The following is a 21,355-nucleotide window of genomic DNA, read 5'->3' as shown; positions in this document are numbered from 1 at the left end:
ACAATGATTCAAAATTAGGATTAAAGCCATGCCAGCATATAAAGCTCCCCTACACGATATCCGCTTCTTAATGAATGAAGTACTAGATTATCCTGCTCACTATAAAACTTTATCAAATGGTGAAAGTGCAGATCCAGATACTGTAGATATGATTCTTGAAGGTGCGGCAGATTATTGTGAAAACGTACTGTCACCACTTAACCAATCTGGCGATGAAGAAGGTTGCCATTTTGACAACGGCGAAGTAAAAACGCCAAAAGGTTTTAAAGAAGCTTATGACCAGTTCGTAATGGGTGGCTGGCAAGGACTTTCTTATCCTGAAGAATTTGGTGGTCAAGGCCTACCAATGTCTCTAAACCTGATTAAATCAGAGATGATGGGTACTGCAAACTGGTCATTTACCATGTATCCAGGATTAAGCTCAGGTTGTATGAACACGATTTTGCAATTCGGTACAGATGAGCAAAAACAAACATATATGCCTAAACTTGTTGAAGGTACATGGAGCGGCACAATGTGCTTAACAGAACCTCAATGTGGTACAGACTTAGGCCAAGTAAAAACCAAAGCTGAACCTCAAGCAGATGGTACTTACAAACTCACGGGTACAAAAATATTTATTTCTGCGGGTGAACACGATTTAACTGAAAACATTATTCACATCGTACTTGCTCGTCTTCCAGATGCGCCAGCAGGTACACGTGGTATTTCATTGTTTATCGTACCTAAATTCATGCCTACAGCAGATGGCGGTGTGGGTGAACGCAATACCGTAACTTGTGGTTCAATTGAACACAAAATGGGTATTCGTGCTTCTGCAACTGCTGTACTCAACTTTGATAATGCAACAGGTTATCTAATTGGTGAAGTAAACAAAGGTTTACATGCAATGTTTACCTTCATGAACACAGCGCGTATCGGTACTGCAGTTCAAGGTATTGCACATGCTGAGTTATCTTTCCAAGGTGCTCTTCCATATGCTAAAGACCGTATGTCTATGCGTGCGCTTTCTGGTAAGAAAGATCCAGATAAAGTTGCTGATGCAATCATTCACCACGCAGACGTACGCCGTATGCTTTTAACTCAAAAAGCGATCGCTGAAGGCGGTCGTGCAATGATTTACTATGCTGCGCAAATTGCTGACAAAATGACAGATGCGTTAACACGTGGTGATCAAGCTGCTTTTGAAGACTACGATGACAAACTTGGTTTCTATACACCGATCTTAAAAGGTTTCTTAACTGAACTTGGTTTAGAAGCAGCCAACCACGGTATGCAAGTTTACGGTGGTCATGGTTATATTAAAGAATGGGGTATGGAGCAAATCGCACGTGATGCACGTATTGCGACCCTATACGAAGGAACAACTGGTGTTCAAGCACTCGACTTAATTGGTCGTAAAGTGTTGTTAAGTTCAAAAGGTAAAGTAGTACGTGAATACACTGCTGAAATCTTAAAATTCTGTGCTGCTCACGCCCGTAATAAATACTTACGTCGTTTTGCTTGGGACTTAACTAAGCTTTGTGCTCAGTGGAACACGTTAACAGTTCGTATCATGCTTGCTGCACGTAAAGACCGCGACATCGTGTCTTCTGCTTCTGTAGATTTCTTAATGTTCTCAGGCTATGTCATGATGGCTTACTTCTGGGCTCAACAAGCTGTGATTGCTTCTGAAAAATTAGAAGCTGGCAACGGTCAAGAAACTGCTGAATTCTATAAAGCAAAAATTAAAGTTGCTGATTTCTACTTCGACCGTTTATTGCCACGTGCACAAGGTCATGCAGAATCGATGGTAACTACATCTCGCACACTTACTTCATTACCAGTTGAACACTTTAGCTTCGACTACTAATGATTTGTAAATACTGAAATTAAAAGAGCGCAATTTATATTGCGCTCTTTTTTTATATTTAAATTAACTTTATTCTTTTTTAAGGATATAAGCTTTTGTAGGAACAAAATAATTTTGTTCTAGAAACTCACGATTTTTACCATAATCACTATAAAAGAGTTTTTCTAAATTTACCGATAAAATTCGTTCTGAATCAATATTAAAATAGAAATTCACATCTGATGCGGGGCAATGAATAATTAAATTATGTTCTACATTATCTACTTTCCACGTTAAGTTAGGACACAATTGATTTACAACCGCACTTTTAGCACCATCTTTAGTACCTATACGTCCGTAATGAACTACATTCCAGTAGGCAGAACCATCAGCTAGTAAATTTAAAATATATTCAGCTTCCCCGTTCTCACAATCAGCAAAAGCATCTGTACAAGATATGCGAGTATGATAACGTCCAACATACTGTAACGATGAGGCCGACAATTTTTGTAAGTGGCCTTGTGAATTATTTGGTAGAAAAGTCCGACCAGCAGCAGCATCTAAAGTTGTTACTGCCGAGTTATTTTTTATAGCGTCATTTTCATGCTTTGAAGCTGTCTTGGATACACTGGAATGATCTTTCGATTCAGCATGGTTTACATCGCAGGCAGTTAACCCTATACCTAGGATAATCATTAAACCTAAATGCTTTATTACAAAACCAGACTGCTTCAAAGATATATACATCATTTAAATACGACAGCAATGTTACAAGTTTATCTTTAATCCAAGAACTATTTACCTATATAAATAAGATTTAGCCCTGAAAAAGTGCATTTTAGTTGATGTTTCTTTCATTCCCTTAAATCGTTTACATATTTTAACCATTTTTAGTTTTATTAAGACTTTAACTTGGTAATTCGATCTCCATATCTTTATTAAACAAGTGAATAAATGATTCCTTGTAGTTTATATATTTGAGGAGAATTAGATGGCCAATTCTGGTTTATATCGCTCGAACCGACAAAGCATGATCGCCGGTGTAATGGGCGGTATTGCTGAACGTTTTGGTTGGAACGCAAATTTATTACGCATTATTTTCGTATTGGTTTCGGTAATGAGTGCGGCTTTCCCAGGGATTTTAGTTTATCTCGTTTTATGGTTAGTCATTCCTAAAAGACAGCCTGAACAAGTCCAAGGTTATCAACAGCCTGTTCGTACTGTACGAGAAGAACAAGTACATTAAATAACTTAGTTTATTTTGGTCGCTACGGTTGCATCCCCTAATCAACCGTAGCTTTTTTTATTCTAAAATTATAGCTTCCGATTTAACTGTTGCTGTAATGCAGCAATCATATCTGCACGGCTAATCATTCCTATAAGCTTACGATTTTCAACAACAGGAATGTAGTTAAAAGACTTTTCAACAAAGTATGGCACTAAATCTTGAATAGGTTGGGTTGGTAGTACAGTAACCACTCGACGACTCATGATCTGCTTAACATAATGCTGCCAAGAGTTTCTTGGATCGGCTGCGCCTTTAAACCATTCTACGACTTCATAGAGCGCTAAAGTTCCGACCAAATGGTTTTCTGCATTGACCACAGGTAAACTCATAAGATTCTGTTGTTTAAACTTATCGAGTGCCTGATGAATATCGTCATTTTCATGTAGTTTAATCACATCACGGCTCATAATATCCTGACAGATATATTGGTTCACCATACGTTCATTAGCATGTTCTTGCGCTTCTAAAATGATTTTTTCTAAGTCGTACTGGCTAATATCTAACAGTTCAGTGTGATGCCCTAATGCATACTCGATATCTTTTGGCTGAATCGACACTTTCTGAGTTGGCGTTGGGTCCTTACTTCGCTCATTTAAATGTGCGGTAACGGGATAATGTCGCCCAATCAATCGATTGAAGAAAACAGCAAACCCAAGTAAAAGAAGCGAATTGAGTAAAACTGGATAAAAAATAAAATAAAAGCCTAATTTATGGATGGCTGCACCACCCAGTACAGCCGTAATTGCAACTGCTCCACTTGGTGGGTGCAAAGAGTCGGTAGTCATCATTAAAAAGATGGCAAGCCCGACAGCCACACTAAAAGCCGTAGTTAAATCAGGAATCCACTGTGCACAAGCAACGCCAATAATGCCAGCTAAAGTATTGCCAACAATCACATTCCAAGGTTGAGCCAATGGACTGGTTGAAACTGCAAATAAAAGAACAGATGAGGCACCCATAGGCGCGATGTACCAAGCATTAATTCCGCCAAGAACATACCAACTAATTAAGGAAGAAATTGCTAAACCACATAGTGCTCCAATACCGCAAAGCAATCGCTCTTTTAGTGGTAAAACCTTAAAATTTGGTTTTAAAATCTGTAACCATTCTCGCTGTATAACACTCACAGTACACCTTTGGGGATATGCCGTTATTTATAACGGGCAAAAGTATACGCCGAAAGCCGTATAAAATGCATTTAAATTATATCTTTCAATGCTCAGAGAATTTTTTGAAGTTATTCTTACTATTTTAAAACTTTAATATTCCATCAATTTTTCATTTAAGTAGCGCCAGTAACGTTTTGGCAAATACTGCACATGAAGTTTTATATTCTGGCGTTCTGTAATATTTACGCTCTTGAAATAATCTTTCCAAAGCTGGTCATATAAAACTTCCTGCTCATCTAACTCAAGTTGAAAGCTTTGACTCATGCCATTTTTAAAATTACGGTCAACTTCAGAGGCTTCGAGTGAAACTTCATATATTTCACGTAAATCATAATAAATTCCAAACTTACGTTGCTCGTCATAAATGAGCCAACGCTGATCTTGATAACGCCGTTTAAAATGCGGCTGAATAAGGGGTAAAACATTAAAATCAGGACGTACTAAACTTAAAAAAAGCTCATCTTTAGTTTTCTTAAACCGAATAAAAGCTTCCATGCGATGCTTTTCTCGCCCGACTTTTTTCGTCCACTGCGCAATCGCTAAAACACTTAGGTGCGAATAATCTTTTTCTACAGACGAATGACTACTAAACACATAAATACAATAATTAAATAAATGCTGATAGGCATCTAAAGATTCAGATAAATAAGCAAAATAAAATTGTTTTAACGAAGAAGATGAAAGCTTTTTTTGTAGCGCAGACCACACACGTTCGGCATGTTGCTCGTTATTTGCAACCTCAATTTTATCGGCAAATAAGCCATGCTGAGCTGCATCATTCAGGCAGAGTTTGACCTGTAATTCTTTAAATTGAAATGCACGAAAAACACAGCTTAGTAGCCCAACCATTGAACCATCAAAATAGTAAGCAACTTCCTCATTAAACATGGCTAAAACCCAAGGCTTAATTGTGGCGAGAGTTGCTGCACATATTTCGAAGATCCCTGCGTTAAAATCTGCTGTCGGATATAGCCAGAAGATAATTCCTTTTGGAATTTTGGGCTGTCTTCACAGCGAATAAAGAATTTTGCACGCTGGTAGGCCACGCCTAGTTTTTTAAGTAAATCGATATGGATTTTTCCAAAACGGCGAGCCTGCACAATTTTCTTGGCCGATTTCACTCCAATGCCCGGTACACGCAAAATCATTTGATAATCTGCACGGTTTAAATCTACCGGAAACTGTTCAGGATGCCTTAAAGCCCAGCTTAATTTAGGGTCTACATCCAAATCTAAATTTGGATGTTTTTCATTAACGATTTCATTGACCTGAAAACCGTAAAAGCGCATGAGCCAATCGCTTTGATAAAGTCGGTTTTCACGAAGCAACGGCGGTGCGGAACCCACTGCTGGCAAGTAATTATTTTCAGTATTAATTGGAATATAACCCGAAAAATAGACGCGCTTGAGTTTAAATTCCTTATAGTGCTTGTCTGCCATAAACAAGACATCTTGGTCTGACTCTTGATGTGCTCCCACTACCATTTGAGTGGTTTGCCCTGCTGGTACATATTTTGGTACATGCTTAATGATTTGACGCTCATCTTTAAGCTGAATGAGCCTGTCACGGACTAGTCCTAAATCTTTTTGTACTTCCTGATGTGATTTTTCTGGGGCGAAAGTTTTTAGCCCAATCTCAGTTGGCATCTCTAAATTAATACTCATTCGGTCAGCGTATAAACCTGCTTCATGAATCAGTTCAGGCGATGCCCCCGGAATAGTTTTTAAATGAATATAGCCATTAAAATTTTCTTCAAGGCGCAATTTCTTTACGACTTGAAGCATACGCTCCATCGTATGATCCGCCGATTTAAAAATGCCAGAGCTCAAAAATAAGCCTTCAATATAATTACGGCGGTAAAAATTAATGGTTAAGTCTACAACCTCTTGCACGGTAAATGCTGCACGCTGGACGTCGTTAGAGCGACGTGAAACACAGTAGGCGCAGTCAAAAATACAAACATTACTAAATAGAATTTTTAAGAGAGATACACAGCGGCCATCTTCAGTATAGCTATGGCAAATACCCGAATGGCTAGCATCCCCTAGACCTTTATCTTTGTTTTTACGGTCACTGCCACTTGATGAACAAGACACATCATATTTAGCAGCATCAGCAAGAATCTGTAGTTTTTCTCGAATGCGATCAGACATATCAAACGGCTCATTTATGGCATCGTTTAAAAAATATCATGTCGCATTCTTAAATTTAATCTAGTGAAGTACGCTCAGCGTCATGAGATGACGTTTAAAATGAACTAGCTTAATTAACGTATTCTTCAAGCTGCTTTACACGCTTTTCATATTCTTGCATAGGGCAATACGAATACATCGGTGAGCCAATGTATAAACCTGCATTATTACATTCCTGATCTACATAGGCTTTCCAGAGTCGCTGAGATTTTAAAATATCTTGGTAACGTTCTGGCTGTTTGTATTCTTCGCTTTGTGTACGAATTTGATCAATGAGAGCAACAATTTTTTCTTCATAAATCTTTTTAGCTTTATCAGAACAACTATACACAACCATGTTATTAATACTTTCAAGCTTCATTTCCTTAATAGTCTGTTCTACACATTGGTTGTATTCATCTTGCTCGTCAGCATCAGTCTGCGCATATAGCCATGGACTATAAAAAAGACTGGATAAAACTATGAGTTTGCAACAAAATTTCAGCATAATTAATTCTCGATTCTATAATTTTTAATATGCTTCAATATAACAAAAAAACGATTATTCACGCACTTGCGCTTGCACCTATCCCATTGCTAAGTTTATCTGCCTTAGGGGTAATGACATTAAATGCTGAGTTCAACCTTTATTCGATTGGAGTTATTTTTCTAGCCCACTTCTTATTTTATTTACTTTTTTATGGCCTTCTAGTTATTCCTTTCACATATGTCATTTCATATTTACTCGCCCGTAAAAATCGTTTAAATCTGATGAGTATTTTCATTAGCGCAACTGCGATCTGGATTTTGATAAGCCCTATTGCACGTTTGTTTTTTGTCGGGTCATTTCCATCTCCTTGGTGGGATATTTATAAGATTTACAGTTTTTATCTCATGATTTTATTTACCGGCTTTTGCTACTGGTTAAGCTTGAAGTGGCTAAGCCGAAAACAAATAAGCTAATCGCGCATTCCTTTGATTAAGCCTTTGCCACTCCCCTACAAAATCCTTATACTTAGGGGCAATTTTTCTCATAAATTCGTGGATGCTACATGAGTCGCGCCATCTCGCATATTGATACATTTCAGGGCTTAATTCTTGCCCTACAAAACTATTGGGCCGAACAAGGCTGCGTCGTATTACAACCTTACGACATGGAAATGGGCGCTGGAACATTCCACACCGCAACATTCTTACGTGCTTTAGGCCCTGAGACTTGGAACGCGGCATACGTTCAACCTTCACGTCGTCCAAAAGATGGCCGCTATGGTGAAAACCCGAACCGTTTGCAACACTACTACCAGTTCCAAGTGGTACTTAAGCCAAACCCAGACAACATCCAACAGCTTTATCTTGATTCTTTAAAAGCAATCGGGATTGATACGCTTACTCACGACATCCGTTTCGTAGAAGACAACTGGGAATCTCCAACGCTAGGTGCTTGGGGCTTAGGTTGGGAAGTTTGGCTTAATGGTATGGAAGTAACTCAGTTTACTTACTTCCAACAAGTCGGTGGTGTTGAATGTTACCCAGTAACAGGCGAAATCACTTACGGTTTAGAACGTCTTGCAATGTACCTTCAAGGTGTTGACTCGGTTTATGACCTTGTTTGGACTAAAGGCCAATTCGGTACTGTAACTTACGGCGACGTATTCCATCAAAATGAAGTTGAGCAATCCACTTATAACTTTGAATACGCTCCAGTTGAAAAACTATTTGAACTGTTTGATTTTTATGAATCAGAAGCAAATCGTCTAATAGAAGCAAAACTTTCTCTTCCTGCTTATGAGCAAGTGGTTAAAGCATCTCATACCTTTAACTTGCTTGATGCACGTGGCGCAATTTCTGTGACTGAGCGTCAACGTTACATTTTACGTGTACGTACTTTAGCGCGTGCTATTGCACAAAGTTATGTACAAGCACGTGCAGAGCTTGGCTTCCCAATGGCAGAACCACACTTACGTGATGAAGTATTGGCACAGCTAAAAGCACAAGCTGAAAGTGAAGCAGCAAAGGCGGAGAAAAACTAATGAGCAAACATACTGTTTTATTCGAACTTGGCTGTGAAGAACTTCCACCAAAAAGCTTAAAAACATTACGTGATGCCCTAAAAGCTGAAACAGAAAAAGGCTTAAAAGATGCAGGTTTAAACTTCGCATCAATTGAAGCTTATGCAGCTCCACGTCGTTTAGCACTTAAAATTGTTGATATCGATGCTGCTCAGGCAGACACACAAAAGCGTTTTGATGGCCCTGCTGTTCAAGCAGCTTATGATGCAGAAGGCAAACCGACTAAAGCGCTCGAAGGCTTTATGCGTGGTCAAGGTATTACAGTTGATCAGCTTTCTACTTTCCAAGCAGGTAAAGTTGAAAAAGTTTGCTATTTAAAAGATGTAAAAGGTCAAAGTCTTGATGCTTTACTTCCACAGATTTTACAAACTGCATTAGACAATTTACCAATTGCTAAGCGTATGCGTTCTGCGGCAAGCCGTACCGAATTTGTACGTCCAGTGAAATGGGTTCTTTTACTCAAAGATGACCAAATTATTGACGCGACTATTCAAGATCATAAAGCTGGCAATGTGACTTATGGTCACCGCTTCCATGCACCTGAAGCAGTGACTTTAGCGCATGCAAATGATTATTTAGCTGCTTTAGAAAAAGCTTACGTTGTTGCGAACTTTGAAAAACGTCAAGCAACCATTCAAGAACAAGTGAAAAAGTTGGCTGATGAAGTGAACGCAACTGCGATTGTTCCAGCTGATTTACTTGACGAAGTAACAAGCCTCGTTGAATGGCCTGTAGCTTTACGTGCAACTTTTGAAGAACGCTACTTAGCTGTTCCTCAAGAAGCTCTTATTACGACAATGCAAGACAACCAGAAGTATTTCTGTTTGATCAATGCGGAAGGTAAATTACAGCCTTACTTCATTACTGTTTCAAATATTGAGTCTAAAGACCCGACTCAAATTATTGAAGGTAACGAAAAAGTTGTTCGCCCTCGTTTGTCTGATGCTGAGTTCTTCTTCTTACAAGATCAAAAGCAACCGCTTGCATCTCGTAAAGAAAAATTAGCAAACATGGTATTCCAAGCACAACTTGGTACGCTTTGGGACAAATCAACACGTATTGCAAAACTTGCTGTTGCATTATCTTCAATCACTGGTGCAAACACAGCCGATGCTGAAAAAGCTGCATTACTTGCTAAATGCGACTTAACCTCTGAGCTTGTAGGTGAGTTCCCAGAACTTCAAGGTATTGCTGGTACTTACTACGCACGTATTGAAGGCGAAAACACTGAAGTTTCAGAAGCTTTAGGTGAGCAATATTTACCAAAATTTGCGGGTGATGTTTTACCTAAAACTAAAACAGGTACAACGATTGCTCTTGCTGACCGTTTAGATACGCTTGTTGGTATTTTCGGTATTGGACAAGCGCCTACAGGTTCTAAAGACCCGTTTGCACTTCGTCGTTCAGCAATTGGTATTTTACGTTTAATCATTGAAAATGAATTAGATGTAACGATTGAAGAGTTAGTAAATCTTGCACTTCAAGGTTATGGCGATATCGTTAAAGACCACGACAAGACTCGTGCAGATGCTGTTGCATTCTTGGAAGGTCGTTACCGTGCTAAGTACGAAGACCAAGGTGTTGCTGTTGACGTACTTCAAGCAGTTCAAGCACTTGCACCGAAGTCTCCACTTGATTTTGACAAGCGCGTAAATGCAGTTAATCACTTCCGTACATTACCTGAAGCTGCTGCACTTGCTGCTGCAAACAAACGTGTTGCTAATATTCTTGCAAAAGAAGCGACACCAGAAGGTTCTGTAGTTGAAGCAAATTTGGTTGAAGATGCTGAAAAAGCATTATTCGCTGAGCTTCAAGCAGTTACACCTGTGGTTGAACCATTACTTGCAGCAAAAGACTACACTGCTGCACTCTCTAAGCTTGCAGCACTTCGCGCGCCGATTGATGCATTCTTTGATGGTGTAATGGTAATGGCAGATGATGTTGACCTGAAAGCAAACCGTTTACGTTTATTGGCTCAGTTACGTAACTTGTTTACTGCTGTAGCTGATGTGAGTGTGTTGCAGGGTTAATTAGCTCATTATTAAATAAAGGGATCTTTTATAGATCCCTTTATTTTTTACGTTAAACAAATTCTTTAATTTCTTCTAAACTTTTCGATGGCTCAAACCACATAAAATCATAATCAGCAACATCATGAATATAAAACGGATCATTTTTCATGATTTCTTCAGCTTCTGGAATCGAAGAGCTTAGAACTAAAATTACCCCACCTACTCTATTTTCCCGGCGCCCCGACGCTAAAAACTTCTTTTGCTCATAGTAACGATCTAAAAATGCAATATGTTCTTTGAGTACAGCATCAACTTCGGCTAATGGTTTTTTATAGGTCAAGGTAACAACAATCATCTCATTCTCTTAAAGCAAGTAGCGCATTACATATGCTTATTCGATAGTACGCCTATTCCCCCAATTCATCCACACCAAACTCCCTACAATAATTACTCCACCTAGCAGCACCATCATTGATGGTTTTTCATTTAAGAAAACAACTGCCAAACTCATCGCGACAATCGGGGAACAATACAAAAAATTCGATGCAATCGTTAACGACATATTTTTAAGTACATATCCCCAAAGCACATACGCCATTGCACTTGGAAAAATACCTAATAGGACAACTGACATATTGGCTTGCCAAGTGGCATGTAACATCTCATTCGGTAAATGGGCACTATAAAATAGTAAAGGAATGGTACCGAACCAAATGATGTAGCACATCATGCTCAAAGCATCATAATTTAAAGCAAATTTTTTATATAAATTAAAATAAAGCCCCCATGCAATTGCAGCTAAAACAATCAACAAACTATAAGGGCTCGGCACACCAAAACCATGATCTCCACTAACCACTAAAACGGCGCCACAAAGGCCAAGCAAAATACACAACCACTGTTTAAAACTAATTTTTTCTTTAAAAAGCAAAGCTGAAATAATAAAAGTGAATAGCGGAATAGATTGACTCAAAATGCTGGAAGCAACAGCAGTAACATACTGCTGCCCGGTATTTATAAGTAAGTGATGTAGCGTTACAGAGAAAAATCCCAACATCCCAAGTGCAGGAATATCTTTCCACTTTAATGGCTGAATACCTTTTTTCATGACCAAAAGCAGTAAAAAAACAGATGCAATCAAAAAGCGGAGCAAAGCTATATGCTGCGGTGTATATGAATGCAAGGCACTATGTACCCCAATAGGTGAATACCCCCAACAAAAGACAGTAATAGCAATACATAAGTAAAGCTTAAAAGCTGGAGGCTGGGTTTCGGCAGCAAGAGAAATTGCCATGTTAAATCTGCACTAATGAAATGGAACTCTTTCATCATATGCGCATGGATAGTTGAATAAAATTAACTTATATTGAGTCATATATTCATTAAAAGTGAATGATAAAACATGGATATCACTCAGTTAAAAATGTTTCAAACAGTGGTTGAATGCGGAACAATGGCAAAGGCATCAATCCAACTACATTGCGTACCATCCAATATCACAACGCGCATTAAACAACTCGAAGAAGAACTTGGTACGCCACTGTTTTATCGGGAAGGAAAAAGTTTAAACCTCACTCCATCTGGAGAAATCTTTCTTAATTATTGCCATAAAATTTTAGCGCTATGTGATGAGGCAAAACGTAGTATTCACCCAGATGCACCGCCTTCTGGCCCACTCAAAATTGGAGCGATTGAATCGTCTGCCACAACTCGTCTGCCTAGCTTACTTGCGAAATATCATCAGCGCTATCCAGAGGTTTCCATTCAAATTATTACTGGCACATGGAAACAGCTATTAGTTGATATTTCTCAGCATAAACTCGATGGTGCAATTGTCGCGGGTAATATTGAATTTCCAATGTTAAATAAGCTCGGTATTTATCAAGAAGAAATTATTTTAATTGCCCCAGAATCTTTCGGTGAAATCCACTGCCAAGAAGATTTGATTGGTAAGGAAATTTTTATGTGGACGGAGGGCTGCCCTTACAGAGCTGCTCTTGAAGAATGGCTTAAGCTTAAAAATATTTCGCTTCCAATTACGAGCATTACCAGTTATGCCACGATTATTGGTTGCGTGAGTGCAGGCTCTGGCGTGTCTTTAGTGCCGAAGAGTCTTTTTGAGCAATATAAAAATTTAACCAATATTCGAGGCTATAAATTTGAACATCTTACCTTTATGCAAAACCAGTTTTTCTGGCACAAAAATGTAAGCAATCACAAAGCAAGAGATATGTTTTTAGAATTGATTAAATCTGAATTTATCGTTTAGATTTTTGCCTAAAACAAACTATCCATGCAAAAATCTATGCTTTATATGAAATTGTCATGCATGAAAAGCATGACTAAATTACAGAAATTTAAATTTTATACTTATAAAACAAATACTTTAAATTAAATTAATTTTTAATTTAGAAATTAAATCTGCATAAGCCATCCGCTTTTTGCAATGATCACAATAAAAATAAGCTCATTCTAAACCTATAGAATTTTTTGAGTCACCCAACATGAATAAAGCAATTGGAATTTTAGGTGGCATGGGCCCACAAGCTACGATTGATGCTATGAATAAAATTATTAAAAATACACCAGCACATTGTGATCAAGAACATATTCCTGTCGTTACAGTTTCTATCCCAGATATTCCTGACAGAACTCAATCCATTATAAATCATGATGATAAACCACTCGAGAAAATGGCTGAATATCTTAAAATCTTAGAAGCAGCACAAGTCGGTTGTATCATTATTCCTTGTAATACTGCTCATTTCTGGTTTAACCAACTGCAAAAGCGTACCCAAACTAAAATGATCAGTATCATTGAGTCTGCGGTTCATTTTATTCAAGACAGTCAAATTGATGAGGTGTGTATTCTTGCTACATCTGCCACAATAAACACCGAGCTTTATCAAAGCCAGTTTATTGAAAATAGTATTGGTTTCTCTACTCCTTCTGCCGAAATGCAAAATAAAGTAATGCAAAGTATTTACCAATACAAAGCAGGGAATATTCAACAATCTAAAGAAATGATGAAGGAAGTTATTAATTTTTACACTAACAAGAGAAATATAAAATTCCTGTTGGCTTGTACAGAAATACCTCTCATTTTAGAAGAAAGTATTGAGGCTTATCCTGAACTATTCATCGACACAACCGACGTACTCATTAAAAATGCGATTGCGTGGTATCAAAACGCTCCCATAGCAAAAGTTGCATAGTTAAATGAAATATAATGCAACTTATGCATAAAATGATTTAGGCATTTGTCCAATCAATTGCCTTCATAAAGTTCCATAAACTTTCAGAAGCTGTATTGAGCCTCGCACTACTACGATATAAGTAAATATCTACAGATAAAACTGAATCTTTCAAAGGCACAATCAAAAGTTGATTTTTTTCAAGCTCCTCCTCAATACTGTAATCGGGTAACCACCCTACTCCATACCCACCTTTGATCATGTCCTTAAGCAATAAACTCATTGAAGACACAAAGTTTGTCTCAAATTTGTCTGAATGATGCTCTTGTAGAAACTTATTTACTTTTTTACCCATGTAACTATCGTCGGTGTAATTCATGAGCGGAACTGAAGCATCTTCGAGTGAATATTTGGGACGACCTAAATGATTAGGTGCAGTGACTAAATAAAGCTTTGCTGAAAATAGTTTATGGCACAAGAACTGTGGATTCATAAGATCATCATCATAAAATGATGCGATAAAGTCACATTGACCATTTTTAAGAGAATCTACGGTTTCATTTACGTTAATGGCTTCAACATGAAAAATCTTTTCTTGGTAGTCTTTTAAATTTCCTAAAATTTTAGGAAAAATATAACCTGCCAAAGAATGCGCAGATGCAATAGTGACTTTACTTCTAACATGATTGTCACCTTTAATTCGATCTATATTGAACTCAAAATCATCTAGCAAATTTCTGGCGTGTAGAACAAAAAGCTTACCCTTTTCTGTAAGCTGTAACGGCGAAGTTTCTCGGTCAAAAACCTCAAACCCCAAACTACTTTCTAGAGCCTGAATACGGCGGCTTAGAGAAGACTGTGAAATATTTCTAATATCAGAAGCGATTGTAAAATTTCGGTATTTTTCTAGAATGATCAGATCATATAACCATTTTAATTCTATATTTTGTATCACCTGAAGCTCCAGATCATTCTAGGAATTTAGATAAGCTATTTAAGTATATTTGAAATGATGATTTATCGTAATCAAATCGTATGGGTTTTATCTCATTGCTGCACAAGGTTTATTTTTAACAGTAAGATCAGAACTTGATATTTTGACAGTCATTGGGGAGTTTGAACCAAATGAAAACCTTAAAAGTTTTATGTATTGCAAGCTCTATATTGGCTTCATCGACGCTTTTTGCTGAAACAACACAGCCTCAACCTACAAATGAGACAACGTCTAAAGCTCAACCTTATGGTGATAATCCAAGTTTAGGTCGTGTGTTGTTATATAAAACGGGAAAAGGCATACAAAACCTAGGGAACTCTATTCAAGGTGCTTCTGAAAATACGTCAAATAAAATTAGTGAAAAATGGCAAAGTACTAAAGAATTTACAGCTGAGAAATCAGAAGTTGCCCAGCAAAAAGCAGATACTGCAAAAGCATATACTGAAGAGAAAATAGAACAAGCTAAACAAAATATCACCAGTAGCCGAAATGGTGAAAACATTCCGATCGAACAAGGTGAGTTAAGTAAGTCTAGTACGACGACTAATTAAAATTGAGTCGGACGAATAGCGCGATTACTTCGCGCTCATAGAAATATATACGTTTAAAAAGAAATACTCCCCATTACAAAGAGCTAGGAATCTGCCTTATGAATAGTCAAAAACTTCTCTTTTCAACACTATGCTGTATCGCACTATCTGCATGTGCAACTACTAAATCTGTTTCTTCTTATTCTCAATCAAAGATTTTAGAACAAGACACCAATATTGAGGCTTATCCAACCACCACAGGTAATGTAGCCAAGCTCATTAAACATGATAAGCAAGCTTGTATGATCGAATTTACGGGTTACTTAGGTGGAGGCCAAGTCACTGAGCACTGGATTTTTAATAATAAAGGTCTGATTTCAGCTCAATCATTTACCGAACAATATCCCGACTCATCTGGCATACTAAGTCAAGCCACCAACTCGACAACAAAAAGCTCGACCACTTTTAATATTCAAGATCCAGCAATTCAAAATAATTTTAAAAAGCTTCAAAGCAATTTTAGTAAAGCCAATTTAGCAAAATGTGATTAAAGATTTTCCATAAAAAACCCGTTGCAGAGGCAGTTTTCTGCAACGGGCCATAGCCATTCAAATTTCTTGGACCTAATAAAAAATTATAAATATGCTATTTAATTAATGGTTAAACCATTGGTTGCAGCCAGTAAATCAATACGAGGGAAAACCAAACCTGTTCTTGGGTCAGTAATAGGTTTACCCGTAGTTCTTAAACGATTAATGGTCTGATCGATAGTTTCAGTTGGTGTCACACTATTTGCTCTTAATAGTGCAATTGCGCCAGCAACATGTGGTGTAGCTTGGGAAGTACCGCCCATAGTGTAGCCACCTGCTGTAATCATTGCCCCTGGAGCTAGTAAAGTCACAAGACTACCGCCGTTACTAAAACATGCTACTTTGTCTGCTGCTGTAGTTGAGTCAGTACATTTCACAGGTTTACCCCACGATACACCACCAATATTACTATCATATACTGCGCCAACTCTTACCGCTCCAGCAACACAAGCAGGTGACGAAATTCCATCAGGGAACGCATCATTACCAGATGCCACTACAGGGACCACGCCAGCAGCTCGCGCATTTGCAAATGCTGTTGCATAACTACTATTACTGCATTGTGATGTGTATTTAACGTCAGGTACACCAAGGCTTAAATTTATCGCTTTAATATTGTAGGTTTTAGCATTATTTACTGCCCAGTTAATGCCTGCAATGATATCGCTATCATAGGCTGAGCTTAACAATTGACCATTCACGCGAACTTTTCGGAAAACGTCTATTCCTATAATTTTTGTTTTACTCGCCACTTTAGACACAATCGCTGAGACATTACTCCCATGGCCATCATCATCCAGTGCACCATCATCTGGGGCGCTATCAAATGAATAAACGACACGACATGTACTTGAAGGTGAATTAACTGCCGTACAACCGAAATCCGAATGTAAATAATTTACCCCAGTATCCAATACAGCCACACTAGAACCAGTACCATTAAAGCCTTTGGTATTAGCTTGAGGCTGATTAATTAAAGGCAAACTTTCCATCGTAGTAGCCCGATTAATTCGGTTTGGATATACAGCTTTAACGTTTGGGTCATTTAGTAAATCAACTAAGGCTTCTCTATTACTAACTCGATAAAAAGCTAAAGGCAAATTGTTGTAGTCCCGAAGTACTTGCACCCCTACACCACGATTAAACCTTGACTGTAAGTTCTTTTTATTTGAAGCAATATAACTTCGTCGTTCCAAACCTGAAGCCACGCTTTCCGTAGGAATATTATATTCAACGATAAGGTCATTAGACTCATTGGTGACCAAGGCATCTAAATCGATTTTACCCTGAGACACTTTTTGTTTTGCTGCCTGATTTAGTTGCTGTTTGGCTCCCTTAGAATCCAAAGGAAGAGCAAAAGCTGTTGTACTTAATATTGTAGATATACCTAATAGTAATAACGTTTTACTTTGCATTATTTTTCTCCGTAGTTCTTTGGTAAAGAACATTTGAACGTCTAGTATTTCTTGGATAAAGAAAACTAGATTATTTAAAGTGTTTTAATTTCATTAGCAGGATCTTTTTCTGGATCAATCGGTTGAATAGAAAGATCACTTTTTGTGTCATATAAAGGAACAGTATCTGCGGATACTGGTTTAGGTTGAGTAGAATTTAAAGATACATTTTTAGGTTGAGCAGGCTCCTTAAGTTGGGAATGTAAAGATGAAGTGTCTGATTGCGATGAATTCGACTTGTGCAAAGTAGAATTCATCACATCTGATGCACCGCTTGATGGCTTAAAATAGAGAACAACGGCGACTAGGCCGAGTAATACGACAAGGGAAGCAATAATTTTCATCATTTAAGATCTCTGTTTTTTTGTTTATAGACATCTCTATTTATTTTTGATTATTCGAAATAAAGCGCTATTTCTTGGGATATATGTCATGTGAAATTTCATTTCATAAAACATGTAAGCCCGAGGAACACTAAAATTCTTTTTCCCGAATAAACAAAAATACTGTTCTGCCCTGTGCATTTATATTTCTGGCAGAATATGGTTCAAAAAAGTGCCAAAAAGCACTTTATTCTCATAATAAGCAATAACTATGCCGTTATCTCGATTAAAAAAAGAAAAGAAAATCTTCTTTATAGATATAAAAAAATGGTCGTGTTGAATAAGTTTAAATATTTGTATTTCTAAAAAATGAGAGAAGTTATTTTTTATTAGCTTTTTAAACAGTCAAATATCGATATCTATTTCACTTTATTATTAATATTTTCTTTTCTCCACAATTTCTCCCTCATCTGTTTAGTGACTGTAATACTGTTGTAAGGTTTTGATGAAGTCTATTCCTAAGCAAAGCAAGGTTTGACTATGATGCGATTGCGTTTATGAAATACCTCACTAAAAAGGTATATTCTTTGAAGGATATCGCAATGAAAATGATGAAAACAGCTATCGTGACTGCAAGTGTTCTTGCCTCTGCTTCTATTTTTGCACAAAGTGGGGGCATTAATGCAGACGCTTCTGCCCAAGTAAATGTACAACCGGGTGGTCTTGTTAGTGGCGTAGCCAACACAGTCAAAAGTACTGCACATACTGTAGGTAGCACAGCAAAGCATGCTGGTCATGTTGCTGCTGACACTACAGTTAAAGCAACTAAAAAAACAACTGGAAAAGTGACTGAACTTTCTTCTAAAGCTGCAAATGGTACAAAACACTTTGCTACCGAAGCTGCTACAGGTACTAAAAATGTAGCGACTAAAGCTGCAAACGGTACTAAAAATCTAACCGTTGAAGCGAAAGCTGATACAAAAGCACATTTAAATGCGGTAAAAACTAAAGTAGCAGCACATGAAGCTGAACAAAAAGAGTTTACTGCTGAAAAACAAGCTAATGCTCAAGCACGTGTAGATGCAGTTAAAGCTCGCGTAGCTCAAAATCAAGCTGAGCAAAAAGAAATAGTGGCTGACATCAAAGCTGATGCTCAAGCAAAATTAAATGCAGCTCAATCAGCGCACGCGATTAATGCTCAAACAGGTGTAAACGTTGGTGTTAATGTTGCCCCTGTTGGAGTTAGTGCAAATGCAAACTTAAATGCAGGTGCTCAAGGCTCTACCCAAAAAACTGAAAAGAAATCTTTCATGAAAGGTCTTTTCGGTACTAACTAATTAAAGCTAGCAATAAAAAAGGGCAATCAATTGCCCTTTTTTATTTACTTTAAATTAGACATTTAAAGAGTTTCAGTTAAAACCAAACCAGCGCGCAAACCAATTTTCACATTTGGGTTTGGAAATAAAATCCAGACTTGATCTTGCTCAACCACATAATTCCCAGAAGGTTGCAAGGTAATGATTTCACCTTTCGTAAATGTCGAAAAGTTTGGAGCCTCAGCCGATAAGTTCATTTGAAAATCTTCATCTTTTTTAATTAAAGAATCAGACACCTGAAACACTCGAATTTTCGATTTATGTCGCGTCGGTAAAACTTGTTCAGAAACCACATCACGAATGACTTCATCAATTGCAGCAAACTGACTTAAGTCATTTTGTCCAAATGGCAAGGCTTTACCTAACTCTAAGGTTGCACTCGCAGCTTTAAAGCTCTCGCTGGTAAAATGTGTAAATGTTTTACCCGCAGCACGATGATAAACCAGAGCATCTAAATCGGCAGCTTCAAGACTCGCTGTCAAATCAGCATCATAGTCATGCGTTTGATAAGGCAATAAAGCAAAAGTGGGTAACAAAGAAGCACGAATTGCGGTGTGCAAATCATAGTGATAGCGCTTAGCATTACTCGCACTTTCTTTAAAAAAAGTAGCAACTGCCTGCTCTAAAACCTCAGCTCGCTTAGACTCTTCTGTTACGGCTAGAGTTTTATATCCACCACAAAACATTCGATTTACATCGTCATGCACATAGCGTTTGCCTTGACGCATTGCATAAGGGTTACCCAATACAAGCAGCAACCTCACAGCAAGGTTTAAACGCCCTGTAAATAAATCCGTGCAAAGTTGAGATAACAATTCAATTGGTGCTGTTTCATTACCATGCACTCCAGCTGACAGTACGACAGCTTTGTCGTACTGTACGTTTGGCGTACATTCAAGAAGTCCTTCACCCAACCAGCGCCAAGAAAAATTATTTTGTTTTCCTTCGCGAGTTGTAGGCTGCTCACCTTGTAAGGTTAATGCTAGAAAATCTTGCATGTCACCTCCTCATTATTTTTGGAAAGGATAAACCGAACCCAAACCTAAAATTTTGGTCAGTTCGTCAAGTGCCATGCGGCTTTCCATTAACAAATGCGGATCAGCCAAATCTTCTTGTGCTAAACGATCACGATAATGTTTATCAACCCATTGATTGAGTGTGCCAAACAACTGATCATTCATCAGTACTTTTGGATTTACGGCATTTAATTCCGTTTCGTTCAAAGCCACACGTAAACGCAAGCATGCTGGCCCACCACCATTACGCATACTTTCACGTAAGTCATATACTTGAATCGCATCAATTGGTGTACCCATTTGAATCATATCGTTCAAATAGCCCCACACTGCAGCATTTTGACGAGACTCTTCTGGCACAACAATCGTCATACCGCCATCTGGACGAGTCAAAATCTGGCTATTAAACAAATAAGTAGCAACAGCATCGTCTACAGTAACGCGGTTTTCAGGTACTTCAATCGAAATAAATTCTTCACCAATGCTTGCCATTTTTTGACGAATTTCAGCAAAAGCTTGATCTTGATTTAAGAAAGCATGTTGATGGTGGAATAAAACCTGTTGGTTACTTACTGCGATCACATCGTTATGGAAAACACCCTGATCAATTACATCCGGATTTTGCTGAACAAAAACGGTATGCGTATCGTCTAAACGATGCAAACGTGCAATAGCTTCACTTGCCTCGCGTGTTTGACGAGCAGGATAACGTTTTGGTCCCGGCAAGCCATTATTTAAATGTTGTTGACCATAAACAAACACCTGAATACCACGCTTAGCATAATCACCACCTAAACGATTGTGATTTGCTGCCCCTTCATCACCGAACAAAGCCACTTGTGGTAAAGCTTCGTGGTGTACAAAATGACGCTCATTTTTAAAGATCGCTTGTAAAACTTGGCTTGTAGTTTCAGCTTCAATTGAACGGTGAAATTTATTGTTCAGGTTAGCCGCAGTAAAATGCACGCGCTCATCTTGGCTATCAGCCGAAGGTGAAACTGTCGCAGCATTTGCAGTCCACATTGGAGAAGCTGAGCTTAAAGATGATAACAGTTCAGGCGAATGACGCATTGCTTGAGCCACAACACTAATGTCATCTCCTGTAAAACCTAAACGGCGTAACATTGGAACATGTGGACGTTCATGCGGAGCAAGTACACCTTGTTTCATTCCCATATCAGCCAAGGCTTTCATTTTTAATAAGCCTTGTTTCGCCGCTAATTTTGGGTTCGAGGTATTATTGCGGTTTTTGGTTGATGCTTCATTACCAAAAGACAAACCCGCATAGTGATGTGTTGGTCCCACTAAACCATCGAAATTTACTTCATATCCTTTCAT

The 21,355-nt window shown here is 38.1% G+C and carries 22 protein-coding genes; 10 read left to right on the top strand and 12 right to left on the bottom strand.

Annotation, left to right across the window (positions count from 1 at the left end):
- Window positions 1-28 precede the first annotated feature (28 nt).
- On the top strand, window positions 29-1,852 hold the full coding sequence (locus I8T81_RS02085; RefSeq protein ID WP_077168962.1) for an acyl-CoA dehydrogenase C-terminal domain-containing protein: 1,824 nt from the start codon (window positions 29-31) through the stop codon (window positions 1,850-1,852).
- A 69-nt stretch (window positions 1,853-1,921) separates the two neighbouring features.
- Here I8T81_RS02085 and I8T81_RS02080 read toward each other — a convergent pair whose 3' ends face one another.
- The gene (locus I8T81_RS02080; RefSeq protein WP_151750438.1) at window positions 1,922-2,581 is read right to left on the bottom strand and encodes a hypothetical protein; all 660 of its coding nucleotides are present in this window, start codon (window positions 2,579-2,581) and stop codon (window positions 1,922-1,924) included.
- Between the two features lie 241 nt (window positions 2,582-2,822).
- Between I8T81_RS02080 and I8T81_RS02075 the strand changes: the two genes are divergently transcribed.
- Entirely contained in the window at window positions 2,823-3,077 is a 255-nt protein-coding gene (locus tag I8T81_RS02075; RefSeq protein WP_191016456.1) for a PspC domain-containing protein, read from the top strand.
- 68 nt (window positions 3,078-3,145) lie between these two features.
- On the opposite strand, the gene I8T81_RS02070 is transcribed toward I8T81_RS02075, so the two are convergent.
- From I8T81_RS02070 to I8T81_RS02055, 4 genes are all read right to left on the bottom strand, one after another.
- A complete protein-coding gene (locus I8T81_RS02070; RefSeq protein ID WP_198072027.1) occupies window positions 3,146-4,246 on the bottom strand; it encodes an HPP family protein in 1,101 nt (366 codons plus the stop codon).
- Window positions 4,247-4,378: 132 nt separating this feature from the next.
- Complete coding sequence (locus tag I8T81_RS02065) at window positions 4,379-5,176, bottom strand: TIGR03915 family putative DNA repair protein (RefSeq protein ID WP_198072026.1); 798 nt, start codon at window positions 5,174-5,176, stop codon at window positions 4,379-4,381.
- Window positions 5,177-5,178: 2 nt separating this feature from the next.
- Window positions 5,179-6,441: a putative DNA modification/repair radical SAM protein gene (locus I8T81_RS02060; protein ID WP_077163599.1), complete on the bottom strand. Its 1,263-nt coding sequence runs from the start codon at window positions 6,439-6,441 to the stop codon at window positions 5,179-5,181.
- Between the two features lie 109 nt (window positions 6,442-6,550).
- Window positions 6,551-6,967, bottom strand: a complete 417-nt coding sequence (locus I8T81_RS02055; RefSeq protein ID WP_198072025.1) for a lysozyme inhibitor LprI family protein — start codon at window positions 6,965-6,967, stop codon at window positions 6,551-6,553.
- Window positions 6,968-6,996: 29 nt separating this feature from the next.
- Between I8T81_RS02055 and I8T81_RS02050 the strand changes: the two genes are divergently transcribed.
- The 3 genes from I8T81_RS02050 (at window position 6,997) to glyS (ending at window position 10,558) form a co-directional block, all read left to right on the top strand.
- Window positions 6,997-7,422: a hypothetical protein gene (locus I8T81_RS02050; RefSeq protein ID WP_039253539.1), complete on the top strand. Its 426-nt coding sequence runs from the start codon at window positions 6,997-6,999 to the stop codon at window positions 7,420-7,422.
- Window positions 7,423-7,511: 89 nt separating this feature from the next.
- Entirely contained in the window at window positions 7,512-8,489 is a 978-nt protein-coding gene (gene glyQ, locus I8T81_RS02045) for a glycine--tRNA ligase subunit alpha (RefSeq protein ID WP_002044989.1), read from the top strand.
- Window positions 8,489-10,558 carry a glycine--tRNA ligase subunit beta gene (gene glyS / locus I8T81_RS02040; RefSeq protein WP_198072024.1) on the top strand — a complete coding sequence of 690 codons (2,070 nt, stop codon included), beginning with the start codon at window positions 8,489-8,491 and terminating at the stop codon, window positions 10,556-10,558. Before glyQ ends, glyS begins: the two co-directional genes overlap by 1 nt.
- 52 nt (window positions 10,559-10,610) lie before the next feature.
- Here the strand turns inward: glyS and I8T81_RS02035 are convergent, their stop codons facing one another.
- Together I8T81_RS02035 and I8T81_RS02030 are read right to left on the bottom strand one after the other, a co-directional pair.
- Complete coding sequence (locus I8T81_RS02035) at window positions 10,611-10,895, bottom strand: YciI family protein (RefSeq protein ID WP_198072023.1); 285 nt, start codon at window positions 10,893-10,895, stop codon at window positions 10,611-10,613.
- A gap of 36 nt (window positions 10,896-10,931) precedes the next feature.
- Entirely contained in the window at window positions 10,932-11,834 is a 903-nt protein-coding gene (locus tag I8T81_RS02030) for a DMT family transporter (RefSeq protein WP_198072022.1), read from the bottom strand.
- Window positions 11,835-11,942: 108 nt separating this feature from the next.
- Here I8T81_RS02030 and I8T81_RS02025 point away from each other — a divergent pair, with 108 nt between their 5' ends.
- Together I8T81_RS02025 and I8T81_RS02020 are read left to right on the top strand one after the other, a co-directional pair.
- Window positions 11,943-12,809 (top strand): LysR family transcriptional regulator, encoded by an 867-nt coding sequence (locus tag I8T81_RS02025; RefSeq protein ID WP_198072021.1) that lies wholly within the window; start codon window positions 11,943-11,945, stop codon window positions 12,807-12,809.
- A 235-nt stretch (window positions 12,810-13,044) separates the two neighbouring features.
- Entirely contained in the window at window positions 13,045-13,755 is a 711-nt protein-coding gene (locus I8T81_RS02020; protein WP_191028827.1) for a cysteate racemase, read from the top strand.
- Window positions 13,756-13,792: 37 nt separating this feature from the next.
- Here the strand turns inward: I8T81_RS02020 and I8T81_RS02015 are convergent, their stop codons facing one another.
- Window positions 13,793-14,689 (bottom strand): LysR substrate-binding domain-containing protein, encoded by an 897-nt coding sequence (locus I8T81_RS02015; RefSeq protein WP_198072020.1) that lies wholly within the window; start codon window positions 14,687-14,689, stop codon window positions 13,793-13,795.
- 170 nt (window positions 14,690-14,859) lie between these two features.
- Here I8T81_RS02015 and I8T81_RS02010 point away from each other — a divergent pair, with 170 nt between their 5' ends.
- Both I8T81_RS02010 and I8T81_RS02005 read left to right on the top strand, forming a co-directional pair.
- Window positions 14,860-15,279 (top strand): hypothetical protein, encoded by a 420-nt coding sequence (locus I8T81_RS02010; RefSeq protein ID WP_198072019.1) that lies wholly within the window; start codon window positions 14,860-14,862, stop codon window positions 15,277-15,279.
- Between the two features lie 98 nt (window positions 15,280-15,377).
- A complete protein-coding gene (locus tag I8T81_RS02005) occupies window positions 15,378-15,809 on the top strand; it encodes a hypothetical protein (protein WP_198072018.1) in 432 nt (143 codons plus the stop codon).
- Window positions 15,810-15,907: 98 nt separating this feature from the next.
- Here I8T81_RS02005 and I8T81_RS02000 read toward each other — a convergent pair whose 3' ends face one another.
- Both I8T81_RS02000 and I8T81_RS01995 read right to left on the bottom strand, forming a co-directional pair.
- Complete coding sequence (locus tag I8T81_RS02000) at window positions 15,908-17,263, bottom strand: S8 family peptidase (protein ID WP_198072017.1); 1,356 nt, start codon at window positions 17,261-17,263, stop codon at window positions 15,908-15,910.
- Window positions 17,264-17,337: 74 nt separating this feature from the next.
- Window positions 17,338-17,646: a hypothetical protein gene (locus I8T81_RS01995; protein ID WP_081400346.1), complete on the bottom strand. Its 309-nt coding sequence runs from the start codon at window positions 17,644-17,646 to the stop codon at window positions 17,338-17,340.
- Window positions 17,647-18,227: 581 nt separating this feature from the next.
- Between I8T81_RS01995 and I8T81_RS01990 the strand changes: the two genes are divergently transcribed.
- A complete protein-coding gene (locus tag I8T81_RS01990; RefSeq protein ID WP_198072016.1) occupies window positions 18,228-18,962 on the top strand; it encodes a hypothetical protein in 735 nt (244 codons plus the stop codon).
- A gap of 62 nt (window positions 18,963-19,024) precedes the next feature.
- Here I8T81_RS01990 and astE read toward each other — a convergent pair whose 3' ends face one another.
- Window positions 19,025-19,999 carry a succinylglutamate desuccinylase gene (gene astE / locus I8T81_RS01985; protein WP_198072015.1) on the bottom strand — a complete coding sequence of 325 codons (975 nt, stop codon included), beginning with the start codon at window positions 19,997-19,999 and terminating at the stop codon, window positions 19,025-19,027.
- A 12-nt stretch (window positions 20,000-20,011) separates the two neighbouring features.
- On the bottom strand, window positions 20,012-21,355 hold the full coding sequence (gene astB, locus I8T81_RS01980; protein WP_191028822.1) for an N-succinylarginine dihydrolase: 1,344 nt from the start codon (window positions 21,353-21,355) through the stop codon (window positions 20,012-20,014).

Source organism: Acinetobacter seifertii (assembly GCF_016064815.1).
In the GTDB taxonomy this organism is placed as follows: Bacteria; Pseudomonadota; Gammaproteobacteria; order Pseudomonadales; family Moraxellaceae; genus Acinetobacter; species Acinetobacter seifertii.
The sequence above is the reverse complement of the archived record's forward strand: the minus strand, read 5'-3'. Positions and strand labels throughout refer to the sequence as shown.